This window comes from Microbulbifer sp. SAOS-129_SWC, from assembly GCF_039696035.1.
GTDB lineage: Bacteria > Pseudomonadota > Gammaproteobacteria > Pseudomonadales > Cellvibrionaceae > Microbulbifer.
Genome location: NZ_CP155567.1, coordinates 2,087,981 through 2,108,876, shown reverse-complemented (window position 1 = coordinate 2,108,876; position 20,896 = coordinate 2,087,981). Strand labels below are relative to the sequence as shown.

The window sequence follows — 20,896 nt, the reverse complement described above, 5'->3', positions numbered from 1 at the left end:
GCCCTTCTATACACCAAAATCAATAGCCAAATAGATAGCGCCACCGCCATTCACCAGATCAATTCCCGAGCATAAAAAGCGTCTATTCAGCGTAGCCAACTCCCTGATAGACAACACTTTTACCATGGAAGATGAATACTCCTGCAATTGGTAGGGGTGATTAAACACCGATATAATCCGCCACCATTATAAGGGCGGCCGACAGAAAATGGCCGTATAGTCACCGATTGTAACCTGCTGAGGAGAGAGCGCCGTGGAACGCGAATCAATGGAATACGATGTAGTGATCGTGGGTGCCGGCCCGGCGGGCCTGGCTGCGGCCTGCCGTATTCGCCAGCTGAATGAAAACATCGAAGTGTGCGTGGTGGAGAAAGGCTCCGAAGTCGGCGCCCATATCCTATCGGGTGCAGTGTTCGAGCCCACCGCCCTGAACGAACTCTTCCCCGACTGGAAAGAGCGCGGCGCGCCGCTGAACACCCCGGTCAAGGGCGATGACATCTATGTGATGGGCAGCGCCGAGAAGGCTTCCAAAGTGCCCAACTTCTTTGTGCCGAGCACCATGCACAACGAAGGCAACTACATCATCAGCCTCGGCAACCTGACCCGCTGGCTGGCCGAACAGGCCGAGAACCTGGGCGTCGAGATCTTCCCCGGCTTCGCTGCCGCAGAGATCCTGTACAACGACGACGGCTCGGTCAAAGGGATCGCCACCGGCGATATGGGTGTCGCCGCAGATGGCTCCCACAAAGATTCCTATATGCCGGGCATGGAGCTGCACGCCAAGTACACCCTGTTCGCCGAGGGCTGCCGCGGCCATTTGGGCAAGCAGCTGATCTCCCAGTTCAAACTGGATGAAGGCACCGATCCGCAGCACTACGGCATCGGCATCAAGGAAATCTGGAAGGTGGCCGACGACAAGCACCAGCAGGGTCTGGTGGTGCACTCCGCCGGCTGGCCGCTGGACGAAAGCGGCTCCCACGGCGGTGGCTTCCTCTATCACATGGAAGACAACCAGGTCGTCGTGGGCCTGATCACCGACCTGGCCTACAGCAACCCGCATGTAAGCCCATTCGATGAGTTCCAGCGCTACAAGCACCACCCGGTGATCAAGCAGTACCTGGAAGGCGGCCAGCGTGTGGCCTACGGCGCGCGCGCCATCACCAAGGGCGGCTTGCAGTCGCAGCCCAAGATGACCTTCCCCGGCGGCCTGCTGATCGGCGACAACGCCGGCACCCTGAACTTCGCCAAGATCAAGGGCAACCACACCGCGATGAAGTCCGGCATGATCGCCGCCGAGACCGTGGTAGAAGCCCTGGGCGCCGAGCGCGCGAATGACGAGCTGACGGCTTACACCAGCAACTACCGCAATAGCTGGGCCTGGAAAGAGCTGCACAAGCAGCGCAACTTCGGCCCGGCGCAGCACAAGTGGGGCAACATCCTCGGTTCCGCCTACGCGTTCATCGATATCAATATCTTCCAGGGCAAACTGCCGTGGACCCTGCGCGATACCAAGGCAGATCACGCCCAGCTGAAACCGGCGGCGGACTGCAAGAAGATCGACTACCCGAAGCCCGACGGCGTACTCAGCTTCGACAAGCTGTCCTCGGTGTTTATTTCCAACACCAACCACGAGGAAGACCAGCCCTGTCACCTGACGCTGAAGGACGACGAGATTCCGCTGAATCACAACCTGCCGATCTACGACGAACCGGCGCAGCGCTACTGCCCCGCCGGCGTCTACGAAGTGGTCGAGGACACCGGCGGCAAGCGCTTCCAGATCAATGCGCAGAACTGCGTGCACTGCAAGACCTGCGACATCAAGGATCCCACGCAGAATATCGTCTGGGTGGCGCCGGAAGGCGGCGGCGGCCCCAACTACCCCAATATGTAACGATTTGAAGTTGTAGTGACTTTATTTGACGGGCGTCTTTCGAGACGCCCTTTTTTGTGCCGCACCCACCACCATATCCACGGAAATCCACCAGTCCCGCCGCCAGTTTGCCAGCCTGCAGCGACCACCCCATACTATTGGCCAATCCCGGCAGATGCGGCGCCCACATGAACGTCACCGAGCTTACCGATCAGTATCCCGACGTGCGCGACGGCCTGACACGCACTGAGCGCGTTGTGCTCTATCTGCTACACAAAACCCAACGGGAGCTGGGTGGCCGCGATGTGCCCACCGCAATGCTCTATGGCCGCGTGCTGGAAGTGCTCGACATGAGCGAATCGGAACTGCAGGAACATCTCGATCGGCTGGGGGCAAAGGGATCTACCGGCAAATAACAGCCCCGCCACACTGCGCGTGCAGCCGGACCCGACTCACCCGCAACTGCACCACACGCTCTTTCAGCAAGCCTGTTATCCCCCACCCCAGAGCGACAATAAAAAAGCCGGATGCTGCTGCCAGCACCCGGCTTGAAGAGATCCCTGTTGGTCGGGTTATTTCCCTGTCGTTGTTAGAACTTGTACTGCGCGCTCAGCGAGAAGGAAGTACCGGGTTTTTCCTCGTACACGGTGACACCGGCACGCTCGATCTCCACCGCCTCGTCCAGCAGATTCTGGGCCTTGGCCTTGACGGTCACTTCCGCGGTCGGATACCAGGAGTAGGTCATATCCAGCGAGCGGAACGGCTGCTCGAATCCGTCCGGGTGGCCGTTGCGGCCGGCCACGTAGAGGCGCTCGCCGAAGGCGTTGTAACCGAGGGTGGCGGAGTGGTTGCCATCAGGCGAATCGAAACCGACCACCATGTTCACCACGTAGGGCGCGGCCTCGGTCATGTCCCGCTTCAGGCTCGTCGGGTCATCCGCCTCGTCCCCGGCCACCAGCTCGGAATTTTGCACGGTCAGGTTGCCCTGCACGAAGAAGGAATCCATGGTCTCGCCGAGGAAGCCGAGTGACTTCAGGCCCTCGAATTCGATCCCCTGGATGGTGCCGGACTCCGCGTTGACGATTTCCCGCGATTCGTTGGTATCGCTGGCAGCCTGCTCGAAGAACTCGATCGGGTCCGCGATGTCCTTGTTGAACAGCGACACCGTCAGGTTGTCGCCACTGCCGAAGAACCACTCGGCGCGCACGTCGAGGTTGGTGATGACCGAGGGGCGCACGTTCGGGTTGCCGCTCACGTTTTCACCGGTAATCGGATCCACATAAATCGCCGCGGTGATTTCGCGCAGGTCCGGGCGCACCGCGGTCTTGCTGGCGCCAAAACGCAGCTGGAAGGTATCCGCCCACAGGTTGCCCATATAAGTCAGCGACAGTGATGGGTAGACCTTGTCTTCATTGAACGAGCGGATCGCGTCCGGGTCGGCGGTATTGACCTGCGGATTCTCCAGGGTGTTGCCGTAGGGATTCCACTTCAGCGCCACCTGGGCGTAGTCCTCCCAGCGCGCGCCGGCGGACAGCCGCCAGGTTTCCGCCAGTGTCCAGTCAACCTTGCCAAACACCGCATCGGTGGCCGTAGCGGCAATATAGCTACGGTTGTTACCGGACATGCTGAGCACATAATTGTTGTCCGCATCGGTAATGTGGCCGTCGGAGAAGACCTGGTCCAGCGGCCCCTGCAGTACCGACGTATCCGCATCCTGCTCCAGGGTCAGGTTGGTTTCGCTGTAGGTACGGCCTTTTTCGGTGCGGGCAAAACCGCCACTCAATTCCAGTTTCGATGCACCGAATTCCAGCGGCAGCGTACCGGTCCAGCCGTAGTTGATGACTTCGTCTTCCAGCTTGGTGAAACGGTAATTCGCCGCCGACTCGGCCACATACGAATTCAACACGGCGCCGGTCTGCGGATCGGTGTCGGTGTCGGCGTTGACCGAGATCTCACTGGGGATATCGGTGCGCGCGCGGGCGTCGGAGTAGAACCAGTCCACCGTCAGGTCTTCCGGCACCCAGGCCAGAAACGGCAGCATGGCCTTGGTTTCGGAGCCGATAAAGTGACTGCCCTTGACCTGATTCACGACCAGGTCGCGCTCTTCGTACTTGAATGTGTACTCGCGGAAACCGTGGCCGCTGGACACTTCACCATTTTCATTGAAGTAATCGCTGATTGCGGTGGAATCGTCGGTGTTGCGCAGGTACAGGCTGGTGGCGGTCAGCTTCTGTTCATCGGCAAAACTGAGGCCGACATTCAGGTTGCCACTCAGGTCCACCGAAGAGATGGACCGGTTTTCGGTATCGGTGCGCTCATCCGGGAAACCGTAGTCGCGCTTGAGGCGGTTTTCCTCGCGCCACTGGTTCTTGTAGGAAGTACCCGCGAGGAAACCCAGTTCCCAGTTGTCGCCGATGGTAAAGCGGTTGCCGACACTGGCTTTGAGGTCGTAATCGGGATCCGCGGATTCCTGCTTGATAGCGATATCGCGATTCAGCTTCAGCGCCAGGTCGCGGTTCAGTGCCGCAGCGGCATCAGTCGCCTCCTGTGCACTGGCGAACGTAGTGCCTTCCTGTTCCAGCACCGAGCGAATGTTCTGCATGCTGAGACCGCCATGGAAGCGCTTGATCGCGTTGTCCAGCTGCGCGGACATGGCGCGGGTGCCGTCATCGGTGCCGTACTTGTCGTCGCCACCACCGTTGTAACTCAGCACATCGCCCTTGGTTTCGCTGTTCATGCCGCTGCCGACTTCCAGCGAGTAGGTCAGCTGATCGGGGATGCCCTTGGTGCGAATATCCACGTTACCGCCACCGAAGGTGGCCGCCTGATCCGCGGAATAGGTTTTCTGCACCGCCAGCGATTCGACTACTGAAGTGGGAAAGATATCCAGCGGCAGCACGCTGCGGGTCAGGTCCGGAGACGGCACGGTCGCGCCGTTCAGGGTGGTGCTGGAATAGCGCTCGCCGAGACCGCGCACGTAAACGAACTTGCCGTCCACCAGCGACAGGCCGGAAACGCGGCGCAGTGCGGCGGCAACGGTGGAGTCCCCTACCCGGTCAATCATGTCGGCGCCGAGTACGTCGGTCACCACTTCGTCATCGATGCGCTCGTTGATGAGCGTTTCCGCCGAACTCTGCAGGCGCCCCTGCACCATCACTTCTTCAATCTGTTGCGACTGCGGTGCAGCCGGCTTTTCCATTTGCACCGACTCATCGGCAGAGTAGGCAAATGTGGAGGCCGCGGCCATAGCCAATACCAACGGCGCTCTTTGAAATTTGTCGATCTTAACCATAACCATGGCCTCTTATCGTTGCTGGTTCCAAGCGTAGAATCGAAAGGGGCGCCGACTCCCGTTGCGAAAGCGGCGCCCCAAGGTCCGGGTCAGTGCCCCGGGCTAAGCGTGATGCTTATTTTTCGATCCACAGGCTCTCGGCGCGGTTGCCGTCATGCAGACCGTAGGTCCAGCCCTTGGTCCAGTCGCTGCCCACATTGCTCAGCGCACCCAGGTAAGTGCTGGCGCCTTCCGGAGTCACGCTCGGAGCGGCACCACCAACCATCATCGTGCTGGCCGGATCGATGGAGAACATCGTCAGAGGGGACTCCATACCGGCTGCCAGCAACTGCAGGCCGGTGTCTGCATTTGCGGTCGGATCCACTTTGCCGGAGATATCGACAAACTGGTTGTTGTGCGCCTCTACCCACTGCTGGATAGTCTGGCCACCCGGGAGGGCGTTACCTTTGGTCTTCTCTTCACAGGCGAAGATATTGCCTTCCAGCACCATGTTGTCGTCTTCGGCACCTTGCAGGGTTTCGGCGTCGTCGATGCGCAGGCAGTAGTTGTTGCCGTCGCCCGGGGTGGTGTCCGCGCTGTAAGAGGAGATCACCATGGAGTTCTTCACGGTCGGCATAATGCCTTCGCGGAAACGCCAGCCGGCGCCGTAGTCGTGGGTGCCGGTGCCGCCGTCAGCCTTGGGCGCGTTCGGGGAGAGGATACAGGTCAGACCAGTGATGGTCGGGCGACTGTTGATGCCGGCAGCGATGATATCCGCGTTGCGGGTCTCACCGGCCTTGTAGGAACCGATACCGTCGGATTCGATACAGTTGGCACCGTTGTCGGCGCTCTGAATAACCAGGGAATTGGTGATGGTACCGGAGTAGCCTTCGTCGATATCGATGGAGTCATCGCGCACGTACAGGGCGAGGTAGTTTTCGATATTGACCGCGCCGCCGAAGAACTCCATACCGTCGTCGTAAGTGGAGTAAGCCTCGACATTTTTCACGACGGTGCCGCGACCCACAGCGCCCCAGGAAATCCCGTTCAGCTCGTCGCCATTGGCCACCTGGGCACCGGTGTGCTTGACGATAACGTATTCCAGGTCACCGGAATTGTCGTCGTTGTTGGCACCGCCGTAGTTGGACTGGTCCGCACCTTCGGAACCTTCCGCCTCAACGTGACAGTCGGAGGTAGCCAGGTCGCCGCCGGCAACAGAACCGGTGTAGGCACATTTATTGGTAACGCCAAAGCCGTTGATCACGATACCGCCCCACAGGGAAACGTCTTCGGGGCCTGCGGTACCGTCCACGGCATCGGATACCGAGGTAAAGGTGATCGGCGCATCTACGGAACCGCGCGCGATCAACTGGGAACCGCGGTTGATGACCATGAACTTGGTCTTGTCGGGGAATGCGATAGTAGCACCGGCCTGAACCGTCAGCGTGGGGCCATCGCCACCTTCGCTGATGCCCCCGGCCTGCATGTCTGCGTCGTTGTCGTAGTTCTTACCAACAAACAGGCTGCCCTCAAATACGTGCACACCGCCATTATCCAGCGCCGGAATATACAGGTCGGTCGTCAGGTTGTTGCCGGCATCGACGAAACTCGGGGAGTAATAGCAATTCGGTGCGTCGTATTCACCCTGCAGCGTCTGGCCACTTTTTACGATGGAGGCGCAGGGATTATTGTCTTCTACCGGAGTCGGTGTGCTGGTGGAATTGTCGACAGAGTTATCGACAGTTTTCGGCTCGACATTGATACCGCCGCTGTCACAACCGGCCAGCAGCGCAGTGATCGCAGCGGCCAGCAGCAGCTTGCTATTTACTTGTTTCATATTTCCCCCTACAGGAAGTTTTTGCAATTGCGGGCAGCCAAAGACCCGGTTTTTATTTCAGCTGTGCGTCCTGAATTAAAAACGGATAATCAGATAACCCTGAAACCGTGTTTTTTTGATTCGCCTGAGCGATTCGGACGCGAGGAAGTGTAGGAAGGGAATATTTCGAAATTGTTACTTAAAACGTTTATTGCGGAAAAATTTGCAATAACATCCTGAAAAAATGCGAGAGTTACATTTTTATTGCAAACAGGTTTCACGGAACGATTAATAGAAAAACAGACTGCTCATAAACAAGGCAGCAGCGCCCGCGCGGGCACTGGCGACGTCTGCGCAAAAAAACAGGGGAAAGAAAACGGGAAAAGCAGATCCGGATCGGACGAGGCAGCTAGCGGTAACTCCCCAGTGGAAATGAATGGCCGCCACTGCGCAGGGACAACTGGCCAGCATCGTCCTCGGCCCAGTCCACCAGCTGATAAAACACATCGCGCGACACCCGCGCCTGCAGGCCATTGCGCACTTCAATATAAGGGACGGGCTGCGGCGGCTGGCCAAACGGCCTCAGGGTCCAGCCGCGATCGCCATCCAGAGGGACCACGTCGCCGGTATTGGTTGTGAACAGCAGCGGCGCATCACCACTCGATTCACTGCGCGCTACCTGTGTCGCAATAAAGGGCACATCCTCAACACGGATACGCCATTTCTCCACCGGGGTGACGAGAAAATAGTCGTCCCCCTCGCGCTTGAGAATACTGGCAAACAGCTTCACCAGCGGTTGCCGGTGGATCTCCGTACCCTCGTGAATCCAGCGGCCATCGGCACGGATTTCCATGTCCATATCGCCGCACAGGTCCGGCGTCCACTTGTCTACCGGCGGGTGACCACGGAATTCCTGCTGCAGTGCCTGCAGCTGTTCGAACAGCGGCTCAGCCAAAAGTCGGCCCTGCACCGCCCGACATCGGCTTCTCTTCACCACCGCGGCGCGCGGAGATATCGCCGATGTGCACACCCACATCCATGATGAATTCCATCAGGCCTTCGCGATCCTCGATCACATCGGCGAAGGACTTGGAGTGATAGAGTTCCACCGCGCCCTGTACCAGTGCCCAGTAGGTAGAGTAATAGAAGTAGGCCGGTACCTTCTTCAGTACACCCTGTTCCATGCGCCGCTCGAATACCCGGTTCAGTGCGGCCGCGTTGGAATTGCGCATGGTGTGCAGCTCGGCAATCATCTCCGGGGCCAGATTCAGCGCGATGATCTTCTCTTCCAGGCGCTGGAACAGGCGGTCCTTGGAGGGATCGGCCATGCGCGACTCAAAGTAGGCGCGTGCGGGAGCGGTGATATCACCCTGTTCGGCCGCGGCCAGCGTGGACTTGAGACGCTCGGTCAGGGACTTCTCGTAGTCCATCAACAAGCGCATATAAATCTCTGTCTTGGAGATGAAGTGCTTGTAGATGGTGCCCTTGCCAATATCGACGCGCTCGGCAATCTGCTCCACGGTGACCTTTTCCTCACCGTGCTCCAGCAGCAGTTCCAGAGCCGCATCCAGAATACGCTGCTCGCGGGCGCGAAAGCGCTGCACCTTCTCTTTTGCCTTATCCATACTTCCGACCTTCTCTGCCCTGACCTGCCCCATTGAATTAGGGGACTGAAATTGACTATTCATTCATGAATGATAGGCAATTCATCCAACTTGGGAAAGTGGATGAGCAGTCTTTGCGGAAATTCTGCCCTTCTGCCGCGATTTTCTTCCTTCGGGCCCTTCGGATCGCTCCACGCCCGGCCATGTGCCAATAGGCGCCAATCCTGCGCCATTCACCGGCGCCCGCTCGGGGAACGGTTGCCGCCAATCGCGCCATTACTGCGCACACCAACCCCTTGTCATTTCGAACCACCACGCGGAGGACTAAGAATCCTGTGGCCGAACCCGGCTGATTGCCCGCAAGGTTGAATGCCACTGCAGCATCGCCGGAAATACGGGCATGGAGCCGGTCGACCCCACCGGCTGCGCCGGCACCGGACCCCGTGTGTACTCCCATCACGGCCTGTTATCATGCCCGGCAAGCAACCGCGAGAAACCGAATGAAAACAATAATTCCCCTGCTCTGCACCGCGCTTTTTTCGCTGCCCGCCGCCCAGGCTGCCGAGCAGTCGCAACAGGCTGCACTGCGCTCTCCGTCGCAGATCATCGCCGAGGCCCCGGCGGCGGACTGGCGTCGCGCCGATCCGGACAACACCCTCTTTATAGATACCCGCGCCGGCCGTGTGATCGTCGAGCTGGCCAGCGATATGGCTCCGCGCAGCGCGGCCAATATCAAAGCGCTGGCCCGCGGCCACTTCTACGACGGACTGAGTTTTTATCGCGTGGTGGATGGCTTCGTCGCCCAGGCCGGCGACAAGACCGGCAATAAACCCATGGGCAAGGCCGAGCGCCACGTGCCGGCCGAGTTTTCCATGATGCGGCGCAATGACAAGGCCTTCACTCCGATACCGGGCCCGGATGGATACGCACCGCAGACCGGCTTCCTGCATGGCTTCCCTGCCGCCCGCAACCCGGATACCGGCGAGACCTGGCTGGTGCACTGCCCCGGCGCTTTCGCTTTCGGCCGCGAAGCGGACATCAATAGCGGTGGCTCCGAGTTCTATATCGTTATCGGCGGCCCGCAGCGCTACCTGGATCGCAACACCACGGTGTTCGGGCGCGTGCTGGAAGGCATGGAGGTCGTGCAAAAACTCCAGCGTGGACATCAGGCCATGGGCATGCTCGAAAACCCCGCGGCCAACGAAATTCTGTCCCTGCGTGTCGCCGCCGACCTGCCGGCGAAAGAACAACAGCCCATTGAGATTCTCAGAACCGATTCAGCAAGCTTCGCCGACCTGGTAGCGGCGCGCCGGCACCGGCCCGAAGACTGGTTCGTGGCGCGGCCGGATTATGTCGACGTTTGCTCGGTAGGGGTTCCTTCCCGGCGCGGCGACGATTGATCGGGCAGCGCGGGGGGAATCTCCATCCGGCGTATCGAGCCCATGCTTCGCGTGTTCGCCGCTTTTGCGGCGGATCAAGCGCTCGTCCGCGGCAGAGCGCCCCGACAACGGGTGCACCGCGGCGTGTACGAACCCGGCTCTGGTGTCTGGCGGTAGCGTAAACCCCTGAGGTGGCGGCGCGGCTTTGATACCGGTCTTGATAAATTCAGTAATGGTCTCAGCGCCAGGTATTGCTATCATCCCGCAGCTGGAACACGCCGTAGCGCTGCTCCATACTCTTTTGATTTATTGGATAGACAGGCAGTATCGCCCATGTTGGAAAAGCTCAGTAAGCTACTCGATGTCGAGGAACTGGACAGTAATCTGTTCCGCAGCCGGCAGCACGTGGAAAATTACCGCAAAATCCTGTTCGGCGGGCAGGTCCTGGGCCAGGCACTGACGGCCGCCACCCGCACAGTGGAAGGCCGCCTGCCCCACTCACTGCACGCCTATTTCCTCCGCCCGGGCAGTAGCGAGATGCCGGTAATCTACGATGTGGACCCCATCCGCGATGGCGGCAGCTTCACCACCCGGCGCGTCGTGGCCAAACAGAAGGGACGCGCGATCTTCAATATGTCCGCCTCCTTCCAGATTGCCGAGTCCGGCTTCGACCACCAGTGCGATATGCCGTCTGGCGATATCCCACCCCCGGAGTCGCTCAAGAATACCCAGCAGCTGGCCGAGGATGCCGGGCAGCAGGGCATGGCCCGCGACCAGCAGCGCTATATGATCGACCTGCGCCCGGTAGACCCGCAGAGCTACTTCGACCGCGGCGTGCGCGAGCCCCGCTGTATGGTGTGGATGCGCGCCGAGGGCGAAATGTCCGACGACCCGCTGGAACACCGCTGCGCCCTGTCCTATGCCTCGGATATGGTCTTGCTATCCACCGCACTGCAGCCGCACCCCACCACCATCTTCGACCCGCACCTGATGCCGGCGAGCCTGGACCACGCCATGTGGTTCCACCGGGATTTCCGCTTCGACGACTGGCTGCTGTATGTCACCGACAGCCCGTCCGCCAGCGGCGCCCGCGGCTTCTGTCGCGGCCAGCTGTATACCCGCGACGGCGTGCTGGTGGCCTCCACCACCCAGGAAGGGCTGATCCGAAAGATTTAGCAATTTTAGTGAAATCAATGGTTTACAGCCGGAATTTCGCTGCTATAATGCGCCCCACTTCTGCAGAGAAGCACACAAATCGGTGAGTAGCGCAGCCTGGTAGCGCACTTCCTTCGGGAGGAAGGGGTCGGAGGTTCGAATCCTCTCTCACCGACCAAATTCTGAAAAAACCCCGCATCTGCGGGGTTTTTTTATGCCTGCTCCCCCGCCATCGGCAAATTCTCGCTGCGTATCTCTCACAGCCTGCAGCGGGCCTCGCATTACCTGCATATCAACCTCGGCCTGACAACGCTCTCCCCTATAGTGCGCACTCGTCGTCAGTTCGATTTCGACGCCCATCTATGATCCGCGCGTTAGTCCAGGCCAAGGCTTGAATCCCCTGTCATGGCACCGTTAGTCTTGCGCGGTGTCCAAGTGTCTCCATTCAGTGGAATTGAAGTATCTATGTTGCGACTGCTCATTACCCTACTCGCCCTGGCGCTCCCCCTGAGCGCCCTGGCAGACACCTACGACCTGCTCTACCGCGCCCGACTGCAGCCGGATTCCGGTACCGCCAGAGTGGAGATTCAGCTCAGCGGCGACAAGCTGCCGCGCAAGCTGACCCTCGACCTGTCATCCGGGCGCTACGCGGATCTCCACAGCGACCAGAAGCTGGAGCACAACGGCGAGAAAGTGACCTGGTTCCCCAAGGGGCCGGAGGCCTCACTCAGCTACCAGTTCACCATCGACGAAAAGAAAGGCAGCGGCCACTACGACTCCCGGATCACCAAAGACTGGGCCATTCTGCGCAGCGACAAGCTGATCCCCCCGATGTCTGTCGTTGCCAACCGCCACATTCACTCCCGCGCCGAGCTCGTGCTCGACCTGCCCAAGGGCTGGTCCTCCGCTCTGCCCTACCGGGAAATCAGTGACCAGCGCTACAAGCTGGTAGACCCGGGCCGCCGCTTCATCCGCCCCAAGGGCTGGATGATCGCCGGGCGAATCGGCAGCCGCCAGGATGAGATTGATGGTATCAATGTCACTGTGGCGGCACCGCTGGGAGAGAATATCCACCGCCAGGACACCCTCGCGTTCCTGAGCTATAACCTGCCGGACCTGAAAAAGGTATTCCCGAACTTCCCCCGGCGGCTGCTGGTGGTCAGCGCCGGCGATCCGATGTGGCGCGGCGGCCTCTCGGGCACCCGCTCACTGTTTATGCACGCAGACCGACCGATGATCAGTGGCAACCGCACCAGTAGCATCATCCACGAGCTGGTCCATGTGGCCACCGGTATCCACGGCGACAAACACAGCGACTGGATTGTCGAAGGGCTGGCGGAGTATTACGCACTGGAAATCACGCGACGCAGCGGCGGCATTGGTGAAAAGCGTTATAAGGAGGCCATGGATGACCTGGCCAAGTGGGGCCGCGAAGCCCCCACACTGCTGCGCAAGCGCTCATCCGGCCCGATCACCGCCCGCGCGGTGGGTGTGATGCGGGAAGTGGATCGGGAAATCCGCCAATCCAGCGGTGGCAAGGCCAGCCTCGACGACGTGGCCCGCGCCCTGGCCGAGGATCGCGGCGAAGTCAGCCTCGCCAAGTTCCGCCACCTGGCCGAACAGGCCGCCGGCGGCCCGGTACCCGCGCTGCAGCTGGAGCGACTCAGTAAACCGGAGAAATAACGCGGCTGGGCAAAAGACAGGCAAAAAAAAGCCCTGACGACGGGGGGGGGAGAGCGTCAGGGCCAAGACCATTAGGAGTGAAACTTGGAGGATTCATCCTTACTACACAGCGGGCGAGTACCTAGCGGAGCGCCCTACCGGCGGTAACAAACACGTTTGGGGGAAACCGTGTTAGCCAGTTAAAAGAAGTATTGAACAAGGCTGAAAAATTGCCACCGACAGGTGCCGAACACCTTAGATCAATTGGAAATAGTCAATTCAGCAATAAGCCCAAAAGTTATTAAAAGCTTCGCGCTTGTACCAAAACCAATCAACAATTCCCCACATGGCGCCATAAGGCACTTTTCCCCATCAGGGGCCAGTTACCTGAAACCAGCGCTTGACTAATCCGCCGCAGTCCATAGAATAGCGCCTTCTCACACGCCGGACGGCGCGTAAGTATAAGAAAACGCTAGGATTTTTCGTTCCATTCGGATAGAATCCGCGACGTTTTCAGGTCCACGCAAGTAGGCCACTAAAGAATGCCGGTGACATCGAACCGGCGGAGCGAAAGCTCTAAATTTGATGTTATGGCCAGGTGGCAGAGTGATCATGCAGTGAACTGCAACTCCAGCGCCCGAGGCCAATAAAGAGGGCCGGTGACATCGAACCGGCGGAGCGAAAGCTCTGAATTTGATGTTATGGCTAGGTGGCAGAGTGGTCATGCAGCGGACTGCAACTCCGTGTACGCCGGTTCGATTCCGACCCTAGCCTCCATTTCCCCCTCGCCCGCTTACCCCTGTGGAGCGCGGCGATCCGCGAGGCCCCGATTCAGATTCAGGCGCGCCTCGCACACCTCCCCCGCCCGGGTGGTGGAATTGGTAGACACAAGGGATTTAAAATCCCTCGGCTTCTGGCCGTGCGGGTTCAAGTCCCGCCCCGGGCACCAACACCTACCCACACAAAACCCTCCCGAAAATTTTCGCGGCCAGCAATTCTACGCTCCGATTGTTACCCCTGGCACAAACACCCTTCCCGCAGGAATATTTCTGTCGAAATAAAACAGCCTGCAAGCGCCCAGCGAAAATACTTCACCCCAAAATGCAAAAACCCGCCGTAGCGGGTTTTAAAAAATTTGCACAGCTCCCAACGCCGTTAAGCGCCGGACTGCTCGTCACTCATCAATGTCGGCCAGGCGGCGCGCAGGTACAGCACCATGGTCCAGAGGGTCAGCGCGGCGGCGATATACAGCAGCACATAGCCGATGGTCTCCATCACCGGATACTCGCGTACATCGAAGGCCAGCAACACGATGATCGCGGCCATCTGTGCGGTGGTCTTGATCTTGCCGATATAGGACACCGCCACACTGCTGCGCTTGCCCAGCTCGGCCATCCACTCGCGCAGCGCAGACACGGCGATTTCGCGGCCGATAATCACGGCAGCGGCAATGGTGAACCAGGGATTCTTGTGCAGGCCCACCAGCAACACCAGTGCGACAGCGACCATCAGTTTGTCGGCCACCGGATCGAGAAAGGCACCAAAAGGCGTCGTCTGATTGAGCTTGCGCGCCAGATAGCCGTCCAACCAGTCGGTGGCGGCGGCAGCGGCGAAGATCACCGCAGAGGCCAGGTAGCTCCATTTGTAGGGAAGGTAAAACACCAGCACGAATACCGGTATCAGTGCCACGCGGAGCAGAGTCAGTTGATTGGCGAGTGTCATGCTGTTCCCTGTACTTAAGGTGCGCGTAACTTATCAAGCCACCGCGAAAAATAAAACGCCAAAAGCCGACTGAAACGTAAAATTTTGTTGATTGGCGACAGTTCCCGACTATTCGCTGTGCAGTGCCGAGTATATATCCTGAGCCAGCTTTTGGCTGACGCCTTCAACCCCGGCGATCTCGCTCACGGAGGCGCGGCGAATCTCCTGCAGGCCGCCGAAGTGGCGCAGCAGCGCGCGGCGCCGCGCCGGGCCGACGCCGGCAATCCCCTCGAGCGGCGATTCGCGCCGCTTCTTGTCGCGGCGCTGGCGGTGCCCGGTAATGGCAAAGCGATGCGCCTCGTCGCGCACCTGCTGAATCAGGTGCAGGGCCGGCGAATCGGCGGACATTACCAGTTCTTTGTTACTGGCTACTACATGCAGCGTCTCGAAGCCCGCCTTGCGGGTGGTGCCCTTGGCCACCCCGACAATCTGCACACCCACCACGCCCAGTTCGTTGAGCGCCTCCACCGCCTGGCGCACCTGGCCTTTGCCGCCGTCAATCAGCAGAATATTGGGGAACTTGCCCTCACCGCTGGACAGCCGCGTATAGCGGCGCTTCAGCGCCTGCGCCATGGCCGCGTAATCATCGCCGGCCTGGATATTGTCGATGTTGAAACGGCGGTAGTCGGATTTCACTGCGCCACCGGTATCAAACACCACGCAGGAGGCCACGGTGGCCTCACCGCTGGAGTGGCTGATATCGAAGCACTCCAGGCGCTCCGGCAGCTGCTCCAGCTCCAGCGCCTCCTGCAGCGCCTCAAAACGGCCCTGTAGTTTCTGCTGTGCGGCGGTGCGGCTGTTCAGGTTCTGCTCCGCCGCCTGTTGCGCCATGCTCACCCAGGTGGCGCGGTTGCCGCGCAGCCGGTGGACGATAGACACCTCGCGACCACCCTGCTCTTTCAGTGCCGTCTGCAGCAGCTCGGCATCATCGACCGGTTGCGAGGTGAGAATTTCCCGCGGCACTTCGCGCTGGCTGCCCAGGTAAAACTGCGGGATAAAGGCGGACAGCAACTCCGCGCTGCCGAGCCCCAGGCGTTCGTCCGGGAAGTAGCTGCGGCTGCCGAGGATACGTCCCTGGCGGATAAACAGGATGTGCACGCAGCAGGCACCGCCGACACTGGCCACGCCGAGTACATCCACATCGCCACTGCCGCGCTCGGCCACCTGGTCTGCCTGCAGCCGGCGCAGCGCGGAAATCTGGTCGCGCAGGCGCGCGGCCTTCTCGAATTCCAGCGCGCGGGAGGCGCGGTCCATCTCATCGGCCAGCTCGCGGATGATGGAATCGCTCTTACCGCTCAGGAACATCTCCGCGTGGCGCACGTCCTGGTGGTAATCCGCCTCGCTGATAAAGTCGACACAGGGCGCCGTACAGCGCTGGATCTGGTACTGCAGGCAGGGGCGCGAGCGATTGCGGAAGACACTGTCTTCGCAGGAGCGAATGCGAAACGTCTTCTGCAAAAAGTTCAGACTGTCGCGCACCGACGACGCGCTCGGGAATGGGCCGAAGTACTGCCCTTTTTTTCTTTTCGCGCCACGGTGCAGGGCAATGCGCGGAAAAGTGTCGCGGCTGGACAAGAAAATATAGGGGTAGCCCTTGTCGTCCCGCAGCATGATGTTATACGGCGGGCGCTGCGACTTGATCAGGCTCTGCTCCAGCACCAGGGCCTCGGTCTCGCTGCGGGTGACCGTTACCTCAATGGTTTCGATGCGCTGCACCAGCGCCATGGTTTTGGCAGTCAGGCCCGAGGCGCGAAAATAACTGGAGAGCCGGTTGCGCAGATTCTTCGCTTTGCCGACATACAGAATACGCCCTTCCGCGTCGAACATCTGGTAGACGCCGGGCTTGCGGGTGACGGTTGGCAGGAAGCGTTTGCTGTCGAACATCTGGCGGTAAATTCGGGGGGATATGATCGCGGCCTATGGCCGCTCCTAGAGCGCTGCTACCGCGCTTCTAACGCGTAACGCGCTTCGACAGGCCGCCGTATTATACGGCGGCCTCCGGATCCAACAGCTGGTATTTCACCGCGAGCAAAGTCAGCTCCACATCGCTGTGAATTTTCAGCTTATCGAAAATCCGGTAGCGGTAACTGTTGACCGTCTTCGGGCTCACAGAAAGGGTATCGGCAATTTCCGCCACCTTACTGCCCCTGACGATTTTTTCAGCGATCTGCAGCTCGCGCGCGGAGAGATCGTCAAACGGTGAAGCTTTCGTCGCCTTGCCATTGACGTTGCGCATCGCCATGCGGGTAGCGACCACGCTGCTGATGTAAACATCGCCCGCCACGACGGTATGGATCGCCTTGACCATTTCCTCGAGCGTCGCGCCCTTGGTCAGGTAACCCAGTGCACCGGCGCCCATCAGGCGTTCGGTAAACAGGTCGTCATCCAGTGCGCTGACCACGATGACCCTCGCCTGGGGATAGCGGGACAACAGCTTGCGGGTGGCTTCCAGCCCACCCATTCCCGGCATTTTGACGTCCATCAGGATGACGTCGACTTCCGACTCTCGTGCGAACGCGAGCGCCTCTTCGCCGCTGTTGGCCTCACCCACAACTTTGATACCGGCGACGTCACTCAGCATGCGCGAAATTCCCATGCGCACCAGGTCGTGATCGTCCACCACTAAGACCTTGATCAAATTAGCCCCAACTACGGATATTGCAGTGCCTGCGTCGCTGAGCTTCCACGTCGCTCGCCCGCTAGCAGTTCTTGTTATTGCCCGGCAAGGTCTCAAAGTACCTTACAAAGTTCCATCCACAGAGCCTCTTTGCAACATACCAGACAAACCCGTGGGTGCAAAGCTGGAGAGCCCCGGTTCAGGCTATCGGATTGGCATAAGAAACCCGTTTTTAGACATAGATAATATTCCGGTAGGTCAGACTGATCCGCTGGCCCAGCGGACGTGCACTTTTGGCGACACCGTGCAACCAGTGATGCTGTACTGCGCCGGACGTCAGCAGCAGCGAGCCGGCCGGCAGATCCAGCGGAACCCGACCACCGCCGCCGCGGCGTTTGAACGCCAGCCGCCGCTGCTGCCCCAGGCTGATCGTCGCCACCACCGGATGCGGCCCCAGTTCGCGTTCGTTATCCGCGTGCCAGCCCATACTGTCGGCCCCACCGCGGTAGTGATTGACCAGCACCGAATTGAACGGGAAACCGGCATGATTGAGGCGGTCACGGAGCTGTGCCAGCGCGCCTGTCCACGGCCGCGGCTGCTGTTCCAACCCCGACCAGCGGTACACCGCCTCGGCATCGCCGACAAACGCGTGGCGGCGTGGAATCGGGTGCTCGCGGCCAAACAGCCGCAGGCGTGGTTGCTCCCAGGGCAAGCGCCGCAGGCAGTCATCGAACAGCTGCTGCGCCTCCCGCACCGACAGCCAGCCGCGAATCAGCAGCGCGTGGCCGGGGGACAGGTCCGGCCACTCGGCATCCGGGTAATCGGCGGCCAGAGCAATGGCGCGAGTTTGGAAGGTCAGCTCATTCAATGTTCAGTGGGTGCGCCGCGCGCACCGCCGGTTCGGATGATGCGCTCGGCGCACCTTATGGGTAGTAACGGGGTTCAGGCTCCAGCGTGACACCGAATTTGGTACGGATATCGGCAGCGATGTCGGCGGCGAGGCCAGTCACCTGCGCGCCTGTGCCGCGACCGGGATTGACCAGCACCAGAGCCTGGCGATCGTGGACGCCGACGGCATCGCGGCGCAGGCCGCGCCAGCCAGCGCGGTCGATCAGCCAGCCGGCGGCGAGCTTCCACTGATCGCCGGCGGCGAAGGCCACCAGGTCTGGGTGCTCCGCCTTCAGGCGCCGGTAGCAGTCGTCGTCCACCAGCGGGTTTTTGAAGAAGCTGCCGGTGTTGGGAATCTTGGCCGGATCGGGCAGTTTGCTGTTGCGGATCGCAATCACCGCCCGTGCGACTTCCGCCGGGGTCAGCGGGTCACTGCCCCGATGGTGCTGCTCCACATACTGGCGCAGTGCCGGGTATTCGGTGTGGGCGCGCCACTCTTCCGGGAGCTGCAGGCGCACCCGGGTAATGATGTACTCGTCGCGAACGCTGCGTTTGAACACGCTGTCGCGGTAACCGAAGGCGCAGTCGGCGGCGCTGAATTCGCGCAGCTCCCCGGTGGCAATATGCACCGCCTGCAGATCGCAAAAAGTGTCCCGCAGCTCAACACCATAAGCGCCGATATTCTGAATCGGCGCGGCGCCGATACGGCCGGGTATCAACGCCAGGTTTTCCAGGCCACCGAGACCGCGCTCGACCGTGTGCATTACCAGTTGGTGCCAATTCTCACCGGCAGCGGCGCTGACGCGGGTGGCACCATCGATCTTTTCCAGGGTCAGGCTGCGCAGTTCCAGGAGGATGACCAGCCCCGGGTAATCGCCGGTCAGCACGACATTGCTGCCGCCGCCCAGCGGCAGGATCGGCAGCTTGTGCTGGCGCGCATAGACCAGCGCCTCGCGCAGATCGTCGAGGTTTTCCACCCGCGCGAAGTGTGCCGCGCACGCAGCGATCGCCATGGTATTCAACGGCTGCAGGTCGACGTTGCGCTCTATTCCGCTCAACGGCTTACTCCCGCTGTCACGCCAGTAACTCGCGCATGCGCTGCAAGTCCTGCTCGGTGTCTACGCCACCGGGCACTTCCGCGGCCGCATCGGCGACATGGATGCTTTCGTCGTGGTAGAGAAAGCGCAATTGCTCCAGGCTCTCTATCGCCTCGAGCGGCGCCATCGGCCAGGAGACGAATTGATTCAGCAGCGCCACCCGATACGCGTAGATCCCAATATGGCGGCGCGGCACCAGGCCCGCGGGCAGTACCGTGGCCTCAACCGCGAAGGCATCGCGCGGCCAGGGTATCGGCGCGCGGGAAAAATAGCGCGCGAGGCCCGATTCCGCCGCCACCACCTTGACGATATTCGGGTTGCGGAAATCTTCCAGCGTGTGAATCGGCTCCGCCAGCGTGGCCACACCGGCCCCGGGGTTGGCGGCCAGGTTGGCCGCGACCTGGTCGATCACCTGTGGCGGAATCAGCGGTTCGTCACCCTGGACATTGACCAGGATGCGGTCGTCGCCAAGCCCCAGATTGGCCGCCACTTCCTGCAAGCGGTCGGTGCCGGAGGCATGCTCGGCAGAAGTCATTACCACTTCGCCGCCGAAACCCTGCACCGCTTCCGCCACGCGCATATCGTCAGTGGCCACAATGACCCGCTCGGCACGGCTCTGCTGCGCGCGCTCGTACACCCGCTGCACCATCGGGCGGCCGGCAATATCTGCCAGCGGCTTGCCCGGCAGGCGGCTGGAGGCATAGCGGGCCGGAATAATTACGTCGAAAGAAAGCGCGTTGGTCATGATGGGGAAAACGTCTGCAGGTGTTGATGAACTTTTTGATAAAACAGGTCCGGCAGTTGCGCGCGCACTTCCAGCGCCCACCAGTGGCTCTGCCAGAAATCACGGCACTTGACCGCATCCTTCATGGTCATGATCACCGGCGTCTCGCCGTCGAAATGCAATTCCTGCGCACTGAACTGGTGATGGTCGGCGAAAGCCTGCTCGGTAACACGATAACCGAGCTGATGCAGCTCGCGGAAAAAACGCTGCGGATTGCCGATGGCGGCGACACCGTGCACCGGCCCCGGCTCGGGGCCGGACGTGAGTTTGAGTGTGGAGGTCTGGTCCAGGTTGAACTGGTGCCACGCAGACGGCTGCAGGGTCATGGTGTACTGCAGCGCGTCGCCGCACTGCGCACGCACGTGCGCTTCCGGTTCGCCATTGGCGACCACCAGATCGACGCTGTTCAGGCGATCCAGCGGCTCCCGCAGCGGGCCGCGCGGCAGTAGCTTGCCGTTGCCGAGCCCGCGCTGGCCGTCGACCACACAGATCTCCATGCTGCGCCAGAGCTGGTAGTGCTGCAAGCCATCGTCGGCCAGGATCACGTCACAGTTGTGGTAATCGATCAGTGCCCGCGCCGCCTCGGCGCGGTGCGGGGACACCATCACCGGCAGACCGGTCAGCAGGTGCAGCATCAGCGGCTCGTCGCCGGATTCCAGCGGGTGCGACTGCGCGGTGACCTGATACGGATACTGCTTGGCGCGACCGCCGTAACCGCGGCTGACAATCCCCGGGGTCCGGCCGCGTTCGCTCAACCAGCGCGCCAGCTCCGCCACCAGCGGCGTCTTGCCGGCGCCACCGACGGTGATATTACCCACCACGATCACCGGCACCGGCAGCGGCGCCGGCGGGTTGTCGCGGCTGGCATCGCGCCGCCGCTGGCTCACCGCGCCGTAGAGCGCCGACAGCGGTGCCAGCAGTGGCAGAGAGCTATCGCGCCCTTCAGACGGATACCAGCGTTTATTAAACCAGTCTTCCAGTGACATCCCGTA

16 protein-coding genes and 3 tRNA genes are annotated in these 20,896 nt (G+C 60.7%); 8 read left to right on the top strand and 11 right to left on the bottom strand.

What is annotated here, in order from left to right:
- The first annotated feature begins 268 nt into the window (after window positions 1-268).
- Both ABDK11_RS09145 and ABDK11_RS09140 read left to right on the top strand, forming a co-directional pair.
- A complete protein-coding gene (locus ABDK11_RS09145) occupies window positions 269-1,891 on the top strand; it encodes an electron transfer flavoprotein-ubiquinone oxidoreductase (protein ID WP_346840190.1) in 1,623 nt (540 codons plus the stop codon).
- 167 nt (window positions 1,892-2,058) lie between these two features.
- On the top strand, window positions 2,059-2,286 hold the full coding sequence (locus ABDK11_RS09140; protein WP_346839983.1) for a hypothetical protein: 228 nt from the start codon (window positions 2,059-2,061) through the stop codon (window positions 2,284-2,286).
- Window positions 2,287-2,459: 173 nt separating this feature from the next.
- Here the strand turns inward: ABDK11_RS09140 and ABDK11_RS09135 are convergent, their stop codons facing one another.
- The 4 genes from ABDK11_RS09135 to ABDK11_RS09120 all read right to left on the bottom strand — a co-directional run bounded on the left by ABDK11_RS09135 (window position 2,460) and on the right by ABDK11_RS09120 (window position 8,582).
- Window positions 2,460-5,117 carry a TonB-dependent receptor gene (locus ABDK11_RS09135; protein ID WP_346839982.1) on the bottom strand — a complete coding sequence of 886 codons (2,658 nt, stop codon included), beginning with the start codon at window positions 5,115-5,117 and terminating at the stop codon, window positions 2,460-2,462.
- A gap of 160 nt (window positions 5,118-5,277) precedes the next feature.
- Window positions 5,278-6,978 carry a serine/threonine protein kinase gene (locus ABDK11_RS09130; RefSeq protein ID WP_346839981.1) on the bottom strand — a complete coding sequence of 567 codons (1,701 nt, stop codon included), beginning with the start codon at window positions 6,976-6,978 and terminating at the stop codon, window positions 5,278-5,280.
- Between the two features lie 388 nt (window positions 6,979-7,366).
- Window positions 7,367-7,912, bottom strand: coding sequence for a DUF1285 domain-containing protein (locus ABDK11_RS09125; RefSeq protein WP_346839980.1), 546 nt, complete (start codon window positions 7,910-7,912; stop codon window positions 7,367-7,369).
- The gene (locus ABDK11_RS09120) at window positions 7,905-8,582 is read right to left on the bottom strand and encodes a TetR/AcrR family transcriptional regulator (protein ID WP_346839979.1); all 678 of its coding nucleotides are present in this window, start codon (window positions 8,580-8,582) and stop codon (window positions 7,905-7,907) included. The genes ABDK11_RS09125 and ABDK11_RS09120 overlap by 8 nt, the downstream gene beginning before the upstream one ends.
- 479 nt (window positions 8,583-9,061) lie before the next feature.
- Here ABDK11_RS09120 and ABDK11_RS09115 point away from each other — a divergent pair, with 479 nt between their 5' ends.
- The 6 genes from ABDK11_RS09115 to ABDK11_RS09090 all read left to right on the top strand — a co-directional run bounded on the left by ABDK11_RS09115 (window position 9,062) and on the right by ABDK11_RS09090 (window position 13,706).
- On the top strand, window positions 9,062-9,961 hold the full coding sequence (locus tag ABDK11_RS09115; protein ID WP_346839978.1) for a peptidylprolyl isomerase: 900 nt from the start codon (window positions 9,062-9,064) through the stop codon (window positions 9,959-9,961).
- Between the two features lie 312 nt (window positions 9,962-10,273).
- The gene (gene tesB, locus ABDK11_RS09110; RefSeq protein WP_346839977.1) at window positions 10,274-11,116 is read left to right on the top strand and encodes an acyl-CoA thioesterase II; all 843 of its coding nucleotides are present in this window, start codon (window positions 10,274-10,276) and stop codon (window positions 11,114-11,116) included.
- Between the two features lie 80 nt (window positions 11,117-11,196).
- A tRNA-Pro gene (locus ABDK11_RS09105) sits at window positions 11,197-11,273 on the top strand.
- Between the two features lie 287 nt (window positions 11,274-11,560).
- The gene (locus ABDK11_RS09100) at window positions 11,561-12,778 is read left to right on the top strand and encodes a hypothetical protein (RefSeq protein ID WP_346839976.1); all 1,218 of its coding nucleotides are present in this window, start codon (window positions 11,561-11,563) and stop codon (window positions 12,776-12,778) included.
- Between the two features lie 682 nt (window positions 12,779-13,460).
- A tRNA-Cys gene (locus tag ABDK11_RS09095) sits at window positions 13,461-13,534 on the top strand.
- Between the two features lie 86 nt (window positions 13,535-13,620).
- Window positions 13,621-13,706: transfer RNA gene (locus tag ABDK11_RS09090), tRNA-Leu, on the top strand.
- A 206-nt stretch (window positions 13,707-13,912) separates the two neighbouring features.
- On the opposite strand, the gene pgsA is transcribed toward ABDK11_RS09090, so the two are convergent.
- From pgsA to lpxK, 7 genes are all read right to left on the bottom strand, one after another.
- Window positions 13,913-14,479 carry a CDP-diacylglycerol--glycerol-3-phosphate 3-phosphatidyltransferase gene (gene pgsA, locus ABDK11_RS09085; protein WP_346839975.1) on the bottom strand — a complete coding sequence of 189 codons (567 nt, stop codon included), beginning with the start codon at window positions 14,477-14,479 and terminating at the stop codon, window positions 13,913-13,915.
- Window positions 14,480-14,587: 108 nt separating this feature from the next.
- Window positions 14,588-16,402 (bottom strand): excinuclease ABC subunit UvrC, encoded by a 1,815-nt coding sequence (gene uvrC, locus ABDK11_RS09080; RefSeq protein ID WP_346839974.1) that lies wholly within the window; start codon window positions 16,400-16,402, stop codon window positions 14,588-14,590.
- A gap of 100 nt (window positions 16,403-16,502) precedes the next feature.
- Window positions 16,503-17,156, bottom strand: a complete 654-nt coding sequence (locus ABDK11_RS09075) for a response regulator (RefSeq protein WP_346839973.1) — start codon at window positions 17,154-17,156, stop codon at window positions 16,503-16,505.
- Window positions 17,157-17,367: 211 nt separating this feature from the next.
- Complete coding sequence (locus tag ABDK11_RS09070; RefSeq protein ID WP_346839972.1) at window positions 17,368-18,003, bottom strand: alpha-ketoglutarate-dependent dioxygenase AlkB; 636 nt, start codon at window positions 18,001-18,003, stop codon at window positions 17,368-17,370.
- A 55-nt stretch (window positions 18,004-18,058) separates the two neighbouring features.
- A complete protein-coding gene (gene murB / locus ABDK11_RS09065) occupies window positions 18,059-19,081 on the bottom strand; it encodes a UDP-N-acetylmuramate dehydrogenase (protein ID WP_346839971.1) in 1,023 nt (340 codons plus the stop codon).
- 16 nt (window positions 19,082-19,097) lie between these two features.
- Window positions 19,098-19,865, bottom strand: coding sequence for a 3-deoxy-manno-octulosonate cytidylyltransferase (kdsB, locus tag ABDK11_RS09060; protein ID WP_346839970.1), 768 nt, complete (start codon window positions 19,863-19,865; stop codon window positions 19,098-19,100).
- Window positions 19,862-20,890 (bottom strand): tetraacyldisaccharide 4'-kinase, encoded by a 1,029-nt coding sequence (lpxK, locus tag ABDK11_RS09055; protein WP_346839969.1) that lies wholly within the window; start codon window positions 20,888-20,890, stop codon window positions 19,862-19,864. Before lpxK ends, kdsB begins: the two co-directional genes overlap by 4 nt.
- Window positions 20,891-20,896: the final 6 nt, after the last annotated feature.

Bases quoted from the DNA above. Each gene is read 5' to 3' on its own strand.
- ABDK11_RS09145 (WP_346840190.1), top strand. From the start codon at position 269: ATGGAATACGATGTAGTGATCGTGGGTGCCGGCCCGGCGGGCCTGGCT.
- ABDK11_RS09140 (WP_346839983.1), top strand. From the start codon at position 2,059: ATGAACGTCACCGAGCTTACCGATCAGTATCCCGACGTGCGCGACGGC.
- ABDK11_RS09135 (WP_346839982.1), bottom strand. From the start codon at position 5,117: ATGGCCGCGGCCTCCACATTTGCCTACTCTGCCGATGAGTCGGTGCAA.
- ABDK11_RS09130 (WP_346839981.1), bottom strand. From the start codon at position 6,978: ATGAAACAAGTAAATAGCAAGCTGCTGCTGGCCGCTGCGATCACTGCG.
- ABDK11_RS09120 (WP_346839979.1), bottom strand. From the start codon at position 8,582: ATGGATAAGGCAAAAGAGAAGGTGCAGCGCTTTCGCGCCCGCGAGCAG.
- ABDK11_RS09115 (WP_346839978.1), top strand. From the start codon at position 9,062: ATGAAAACAATAATTCCCCTGCTCTGCACCGCGCTTTTTTCGCTGCCC.
- tesB (WP_346839977.1), top strand. From the start codon at position 10,274: ATGTTGGAAAAGCTCAGTAAGCTACTCGATGTCGAGGAACTGGACAGT.
- ABDK11_RS09100 (WP_346839976.1), top strand. From the start codon at position 11,561: ATGTTGCGACTGCTCATTACCCTACTCGCCCTGGCGCTCCCCCTGAGC.
- pgsA (WP_346839975.1), bottom strand. From the start codon at position 14,479: ATGACACTCGCCAATCAACTGACTCTGCTCCGCGTGGCACTGATACCG.
- uvrC (WP_346839974.1), bottom strand. From the start codon at position 16,402: ATGTTCGACAGCAAACGCTTCCTGCCAACCGTCACCCGCAAGCCCGGC.
- kdsB (WP_346839970.1), bottom strand. From the start codon at position 19,865: ATGACCAACGCGCTTTCTTTCGACGTAATTATTCCGGCCCGCTATGCC.
- lpxK (WP_346839969.1), bottom strand. From the start codon at position 20,890: ATGTCACTGGAAGACTGGTTTAATAAACGCTGGTATCCGTCTGAAGGG.